This is a genomic window from Phocaeicola sp. RTP21198st1_B8_RTP21198_201120 (genome assembly GCF_040929485.1).
GTDB classification, from domain to species: domain Bacteria; phylum Bacteroidota; class Bacteroidia; order Bacteroidales; family Bacteroidaceae; genus Phocaeicola; species Phocaeicola dorei.
The window spans coordinates 1-1,612 of record NZ_JBCOCI010000288.1 but is presented as its reverse complement, the minus strand read 5'-3'; the positions used below and the strand labels follow the sequence as shown (position 1 = coordinate 1,612).

Here is a 1,612-nt window from a genome sequence, read left to right as displayed (position 1 = left end):
CCTTTGCTGGCACGTCATTTTGCCGACCGTCAGGCGGTAACCAACGGATTGCCCCGTACAGAGTTCTCTGCCGATGCCCTGCAATTCTTGAGCCGTTTGCCCTATCCGGGGAATATTCGTGAATTGAAGAACTTGGTGGAACGTACCATTCTGGTAAGTGGTAAACCGCTGCTTGATGCTTCCGACTTTGATGCGCAGTATATTCGCCACGATGACGCAAGAGTAACCGAAGGCGCAGCTCTGGCCGGTATGACTTTGGATGAAATAGAGCGCCAGACCATTCTCCAGGCGTTGGACCGTTACAAAGGAAATTTGAGTCAGGTAGCTACGGCATTGGGTATCAGCCGTGCAGCGCTCTATCGCCGTCTCGAAAAATATAATATAACAATGTGATAGATTTAGGCACGTGCCTAATAATATTAAGATTAACCGTAACCACAGATAACGTGCGTATAAAAGGATTCTTTTACATACTAGTCTTTCTGCTGCTGGCATTAGGTAGTGTATTGCTGTTCCTTTCCAGTCAACTGAATACAATCTTTTTCTACATAGGGGAGGGGCTGATACTTTTCATCCTCATTTATCTGACCTTTTTCTATCGTAAGATCGTGAAGCCGTTGAATACAATCGGAAGCGGTATGGAATTGTTGCGTGAGCAGGATTTCAGTAGCCGCCTTAGTCCTGTAGGCCAATATGAGGCCGATCGTGTGGTGAATATCTTCAACCGCATGATGGAACAGCTCAAGAATGAACGTCTCCGCCTGCGTGAACAGAATAATTTTCTTGATTTGCTGATTAAAGCTTCTCCGATGGGAGTGATTATAACTTCCCTTGATGAAGACCTTTCGGAATTGAATCCGATGGCTTTGAAAATGCTGGGTGTTCGTTTGGAAGACGTACAAGGCAAGAAGATGAAAGAGATTGATTCTCCGTTAGCGGTGGAATTGGCTAACCTCCCGAAAGGAGAGAAGGTAACCGTCCGTCTGAACGACTCGAATATCTACCGGTGTACTCATTCTTCTTTCATTGATCGTGGATTTCAGCATCCCTTCTACTTGGTAGAAACCCTCACCGACGAAGTGATGAAAGCGGAAAAGAAAGCATACGAGAAAGTGATTCGCATGATTGCCCACGAAGTGAACAACACGACTGCCGGCATTACTTCCACACTGGATACGGTAGAACAAGCCCTTTCCAGCGAAGAAGGAATGGAAGACATCTGCGACGTGATGCGTGTATGTACCGACCGTTGTTTCTCGATGAGTCGTTTCATCACCCGTTTTGCCGATGTGGTGAAAATCCCCGAACCGACACTTTCTTCTGTTAATCTGAATGATTTGGTTTTCACCTGCAAGCGGTTTATGGAAGGAATGTGTAATGACCGTCGCATTGCACTCCGCATGGAAATAGACGAAAGTGTGAAAGATGTGATGCTGGATGCCGCTTTGTTTGAGCAAGTACTCGTAAATATCATCAAAAATGCAGCGGAAAGCATTGAAGCCGATGGGGAAATAATAGTCCGCACCCTCGCTCCGGCCACTGTTGAAGTGATAGATAACGGTCAGGGAATCAGCAAAGAAACAGAAGCTAAACTGTTCAGTCCTTTCTTCTC

Annotated in this window: 2 protein-coding genes; both read left to right on the top strand. The window is 46.0% G+C overall.

What is annotated here, in order from left to right; genetic code table 11:
- The coding region (locus tag AB5935_RS25510) for a helix-turn-helix domain-containing protein (RefSeq protein ID WP_368327818.1) at positions 1–393 on the top strand (393 nt) is incomplete at its 5' end.
- 53 nt (positions 394–446) lie between these two features.
- The coding region (locus AB5935_RS25505; RefSeq protein WP_368327817.1) for a PAS domain-containing sensor histidine kinase at positions 447–1,612 on the top strand (1,166 nt) is incomplete at its 3' end.